The sequence below is a fragment of the Xanthomonas sp. SHU 308 genome (genome assembly GCF_000364645.1).
GTDB lineage: Bacteria > Pseudomonadota > Gammaproteobacteria > Xanthomonadales > Xanthomonadaceae > Xanthomonas_A > Xanthomonas_A sontii.
On record NZ_AQOK01000373.1, the window covers coordinates 1 to 5360 of the forward strand.

Genomic DNA, 5360 nt, shown 5'->3' on the forward strand with positions numbered 1-5360 from the left:
AATTCCACTGAACAACGTGGTGGGTTTACACAGCTAGCGCAGCGGTCGCGCTGTGGAAGACAGCCTGCGCAGCGCGTCCAGCTTGCCTTGGTAGCGCGGTTGCGTGGCCGGATCGGCGTGGGCCATGGCCTCGCGCAGCGCCGCGGTGGCGCGGCGGGTGTCGCCGCTGTGCAGGTAGGCGCGGGCCAGGGCGAAATACAGCAGGTGGGCGCCGTCGTACAGGTGCAGCGCGTGACGGTAATAGGCAATGGCCGCGGCGTAGTCCTGGCGCCGTTCCGCCTCGTTGCCGAGCAGGTATTGCTGGAATGGGTCGCGTTGGCGCACCTGTTCCATCTGCCGCTGCAGGGCGGCCTCCCCCGTGCCGTCGCCCAGGCGTCGGGCCAGGCCCACGGCGTTGGACAGCGCCGGCAGGTGTTCCGGATCGATCTCCAGCGCCTTGGCGTAGTCGCGTGCGGCGGCGGTGCTGTCGCCATCGCGCATCGCCAGCACGCCCTGGTTGTTCCAGGCCCCGGCGAAGCGTGGGTCCATCTGCAGGGCCATCGCCAGATGCGCGCGGGCGCCGTCGAGATCGCCGTCGACCATCAGCTCGGCGCCGCGGTTGTTGTAGTAGTGGGCGAGGGCGCGGCGATCGGAGATGGGCTGCGGCCCGCGCCGGTCCATCAGCACGCTGCGGTCCAGGTCGATGCTGCCGCGGCCGCTGTCCACGCGCACGCCGGCGTTGACGTGGCCGACGTTGTACAGCGCATTGCCGTCTTCGTACCAACTCAGCACGCGGCGTACTTCCTGGACCTGCGCCTGCAGCCCGACGTCGCGCGCCATCGCCACGAACAGCAGGGTGAAGGACAGGCAGTTGACATGGCGCGTGGCGTAGCTCTCGGCGACGCTGTGGGTGGCCTTGGGGTCGTACTGCAGGTCCAGGCCGTTGGCATCGAAGGCCAGCGCCACCAGTTGCTGCAGGCGGTGTTCGGCATCGGCGCCGCGGTCGATGCGCTGCTGCAGCAGCGTATGCAGCGCCGGTGGCAGCTGCATGATCTGCTCAGGAGTCGGAACGACGGTTGCCGCGGTAGTCGTCGCCGCAACCGGCGGTGCCGCCTCTCTCTGGACGGCCGCTGCCGTGTGCAAGGAAGGCAGCGAAGGTGTGGGCGGCGACGGGGCGGCCGTGGCGGCGGCGAGCAGGGCGAACGCGGTCCAGGCGAACATGACGCACCTCGCGGTGCCCTGCAGTGGCGAGGGCTCGCCTGCACTATAGGCCCTCGCCGGCGAGACAGGACGGTCATCGTGGCGGTGCCGACGAGCGGTCTCCGGCCGACGCGATCGATGGCGGCGGTCATCCACAGCCGCTGTGGACGAACGTGGGGCAACCGTGTGGATAAGTCGCTGCCACCCAGGCGCCACAATGCACGCAGACAGGATGGTGAAAACTTCGCCACATGTCTGACTGCGCAGTGCGGCCATGAACGCGTGTTCACCACGGGCAATGCGGCGTGACGAGCGAGCGCCGATGGCTCACGTGCGCTTTATGCCGCTCTGCCCAGCATTGCCAACACCACGCAACGCGGCAATCCTCTCGACCGCGCCGTGCGATATCCAGGTTCACCCCCGTGTGCCCGTTGCGCGATATCGCTGGCCTCGCCACAGGAGTTTCCCATGAGCATCCAGAGCAAGACCACGCACACCCTCAACGACCTCATCGCCATTTCCCGCGACGGCAAGGACTTCTACGAAGAAGCCGCGCAGAAGGTGGGCGACGCCGAGCTGTCCGCGCTGTTCCTGCGCATCGCCGGCGTCAAGTCGGACATCGTCAGCAGCCTGAGCGCGGTGGTGCAGTCGGTCGGCGGCAAGCCGGAAGAACACGGCACCATGGTCGGCAGCATGCAGCAGATGTACGGCAAGGTCCGCGCCGCGCTGGGCGACACCAAGTACGGCTACGTCGCCGAGCTGGAAGAGTCCGAAGATCGCCTGCTGAAGGCCTTCAACGAGACCATCGCCGACGCCGACACCCCGGTGGCCGCGCGCGACGCCGCCACCCGTCTGCTGCCGGAAGTGCGCGCCTGCCACGACGTGATGCGCACCCGCAAGCACGCGATGAAGAACGCGGCGTAAGCGCCACCCGCCGCCGGCCCGGCGCGCTGCATCGCGGCGTTGTCCGGGTCGGCGTGCCGATGGTCTGCAGCGGGACGGTGCGCTTGCTACCATGCGTGCTCGACCGCTGCCCGACCTGATTGCGGCGTTTGCCGCTTCCGCCCATGTCTCCCGATGCTGCGCCTGCCGGCGCCCAGTTTTCGCTCGGTTTCGATGCGCCTGCCGCACGCGAAAGCCTGTTCTTTGCGTTGTTGCCCGACACGCAAACCGCGCAAGCGGCGCACAGCCTTGGCCAGCAACTGTGCCAGGCGCATGGTCTGCACGGGCGTGCGCTGCCGCCGGAGCGGCTGCATGTCACCTTGCACTATCTGGGCGAATACGCCGGGATCCCGCCGCGGCTTCTGCAACAGGCCTGCGCCGCCGGGCAGGCGCTTGCGGCCTCGCCCTTTCAACTTGCATTCGACCAGGCGGTGACCTTCGACAGCCGCGCGCGCAGCCGGCCGCTGGTACTGCGCGGCGATGCCGAGCCCGCGCCGTTGCTGGCGTTGCGTCAGGCGCTGCAGCAGCAGTTGGCCCGACACGGCGTGGCGCCGCGCGCCGACGGCGCGTATCTGCCGCACATGACCCTGGCCTATGTCGATCAGGCGTTGGCGCCGCAGCAGGTGCCGGCGCTGCATTGGCGGGCGACGTCGCTGAGCCTGATCCGCAGCGTACAGGGCCAGGGCCGTTACCTGCACGAAGCCAGCTGGCCGTTGCGCGCCGACGCCCCTGCGCAGCGCGACGCATGAACGCGGTGCCGCTGACCCTGCCCGAGGCGCAATGGGCGCAGCTGCGGGCGGCCTACGCCGAACCGCCGCGGGCGTATCACCATTTCGGCCACGTCGAGGCGGTGCTGGCGCACTATGCCGAGGTCGCCGCCGACACCGGCTGGCGGCAGCCACGCGAGGTCTACCTGGCCGTGCTCTATCACGATGCGGTCTATCGCGCCGGCCGCGGCGACAACGAAGCGCAGTCGGCGCGCCTGGCCGAGGCGGCGATCGCGCAATGGCTGCCGCACGCCGGGGTGGAGGCGGCGCGGGTGGCGGCACTGATCGAACTGACCGCGCGCCACGGGCAACTGACCGTCGACTCGGTGGATGCGGACGCCGCGCTGTTCCTGGATTGCGACATGGCCATCCTCGGCGCCGCGCCGGAGGCCTTCGCCGCTTACGACCGCGCCATCGCCGAGGAGTACCGCGGCGTGGTGCCGGGCTGGTTGTACCGGCGCAAGCGCCGCGCGTTCCTGCGCACCGTGCTGGCGCAGCCGCGCATCTTTCTCAGCGAGCGCTTCCATGCGCGCTACGACGCGGCCGCGCGCGCCAACCTGCGTCACGCCATCGGCTGAGGGGACGCGGACCGCGGCCTGCGCCGCCTTCTTCTACACTGCCGCGCCGGTCTGCCCCGGCCGCCGCCACGGAGCCCCATGTCCGACCCTGCCGCCAATGCCGATCCCCGCCCGCAGGCGCCGCTGCCGCCGGGCCCCAGCGACTGCTGCGACAGCGGCTGCCCGCTGTGCGTCTACGACCTCTACCACGAGGAACTGGAGCGCTACCGGCAGGCGCTGGCCGCCTGGCGGCTGCGCCATCCCGGCGCCGACGCGGACGCCTGACAGGCCTGCCGGTGCAGGCGCTGGCGCAGGTCCGGCGTACCTGGCATGAACCAGGGAGCGCGCCGCGCTTCGCGCCGTCGCCGTTCGGGATTATCTTTACACGCCTTTTCAGGATTGCCGGATGATGCAGAAGCGTGGCGGTTGGATGTGGGGATGTGCATTGGGCGGACTGCTCGCGGCCGGCGTCGCCGGCGCAGCACCGGGCGCTGCGGCCACCGCCGCGCCGCATGCCGGCGCACCGGCCGCGGCGCCGGAAAAGCTCAGCCACGGCCGCTTCGAGCAGGTGCCGGTGCTGTTGCCGAAGGGCAACGCGCAGCGCGTGGTGCTGTGGTTCGCCGGCGGCAAGCACGCCGACGCCGAGCGCATGCGCCAGATCGAGGCGCTGCGCGACGACGGCGCCATGGTCGCGGTGATCGACAGTGCGCACCTGCAGGCGGTGCTGGCCAAGATCGACGGCACCTGCGGCTTCTCCGCCGGCGACGTGGAGAATTTCTCGCGCTACGTGCAGGCCTATTTCCACGTGCCGACCTACCACCTGCCGTTGCTGGTGGGCGATGGCGACGGCGCCGCGCTGGCCTATGCGGTCGCGGCGCAGGCGCCCAAGCATCTGCTGGCGGGCCTGCTGACCGAGGATTTCTGCCCGGTGCAGGTGCTCGACGACCAGATCTGCGGCGCCGGCATCACCGCGCCGGCGCGTGCGTTGCAGGCGACTGCGCTGCCGGTGCCGTGGCTGGCGGCGCTCGATGCCAAGACCCGCCGCGACCGTTGCACCCAGCAGAGCGACGCGTTCCTGCAGAAGGTGGCGCAGGCGCGGCAGTTCCGCCGCAGCGCCAGCGGCGATGCGCTGCCGGGGCTGCGTGCGGCGGTGCGTTCGCTGGGCGACCGGCCCGGCGTCAGCCTGCCGCCGACCCCGGCCGACCTGGCCGGGTTGCCGGTGGTCGAAGTGCCTGCCGCCGCGGGCGCGGGCGATGCCGACAACGGCAACGTGTTCGCGATCTTCGTCTCCGGCGACGGCGGCTGGGCCGGACTCGACCAGCAGGTCGCCGGCGCCCTGGCCAAGGCCGGCGTCCCGGTGGTGGGCGTGGATTCGCTGCGCTACTTCTGGAGCGAGCGCACGCCGCAGGGCTTCGCCACCGACCTGGACCGCATCTACCGCCACTACAGCCACCTGTGGCAACGCGGGCGGGTGGTGCTGATCGGCTTCTCGCAGGGCGCCGACGTGCTGCCGGCGGCCTACAACCAGTTGCCGGAAGCGATGCGCGACCAGGTGCAGCTCACCGCCTTGCTGTCGGTCGGCAAGACCGCCGACTACGAGTTCCACGTGTCCAACTGGATCAGCTCCGGCGACGACGGCCTGCCGATCGCCCCGGAAGTGGCGAAGATGCCGCCGGCGCAGACCCTGTGCATCTACGGCGAGGACGACGACGACGCGCTGTGCCCGGACCTGCCCAAGGGCGCGGTGCAACTGGTCAAGCTGCCCGGCGACCATCATTTCCAGGGCGATTACGCCACGCTGGCCAAGCAGATTCTGCAGCGGATTCAGTAGACGCCGGGATTGGGGAGTCGGGATTGGGGATTGGTGGGCTGGTCGTGGGTGCGGGCTTGCGCGCTCGCGTCGTCGGCCGCCGGG

At 70.6% G+C, this 5360-nt stretch carries 6 protein-coding genes; 5 read left to right on the forward strand and 1 reads right to left on the reverse strand.

Translation table 11 applies throughout. The features are described from left to right. Window positions 1-33 precede the first annotated feature (33 nt). Window positions 34-1029, reverse strand: a complete 996-nt coding sequence (locus D588_RS0112740) for a tetratricopeptide repeat protein (protein WP_017916251.1) — start codon at window positions 1027-1029, stop codon at window positions 34-36. Between the two features lie 618 nt (window positions 1030-1647). Here D588_RS0112740 and D588_RS0112745 point away from each other — a divergent pair. From D588_RS0112745 to D588_RS0112765, 5 genes are all read left to right on the forward strand, one after another. After that, a complete protein-coding gene (locus D588_RS0112745) occupies window positions 1648-2103 on the forward strand; it encodes a PA2169 family four-helix-bundle protein (RefSeq protein WP_017916252.1) in 456 nt (151 codons plus the stop codon). Window positions 2104-2246: 143 nt separating this feature from the next. Then, complete coding sequence (gene thpR / locus D588_RS0112750) at window positions 2247-2870, forward strand: RNA 2',3'-cyclic phosphodiesterase (protein ID WP_017916253.1); 624 nt, start codon at window positions 2247-2249, stop codon at window positions 2868-2870. Next, on the forward strand, window positions 2867-3466 hold the full coding sequence (locus D588_RS0112755; protein ID WP_017916254.1) for a hypothetical protein: 600 nt from the start codon (window positions 2867-2869) through the stop codon (window positions 3464-3466). Before thpR ends, D588_RS0112755 begins: the two co-directional genes overlap by 4 nt. Window positions 3467-3544: 78 nt before the next feature. Continuing rightward, on the forward strand, window positions 3545-3730 hold the full coding sequence (locus D588_RS0112760; RefSeq protein ID WP_017908246.1) for an oxidoreductase-like domain-containing protein: 186 nt from the start codon (window positions 3545-3547) through the stop codon (window positions 3728-3730). Window positions 3731-3851: 121 nt separating this feature from the next. Then, window positions 3852-5276 (forward strand): AcvB/VirJ family lysyl-phosphatidylglycerol hydrolase, encoded by a 1425-nt coding sequence (locus D588_RS0112765; RefSeq protein ID WP_026143665.1) that lies wholly within the window; start codon window positions 3852-3854, stop codon window positions 5274-5276. Window positions 5277-5360: the final 84 nt, after the last annotated feature.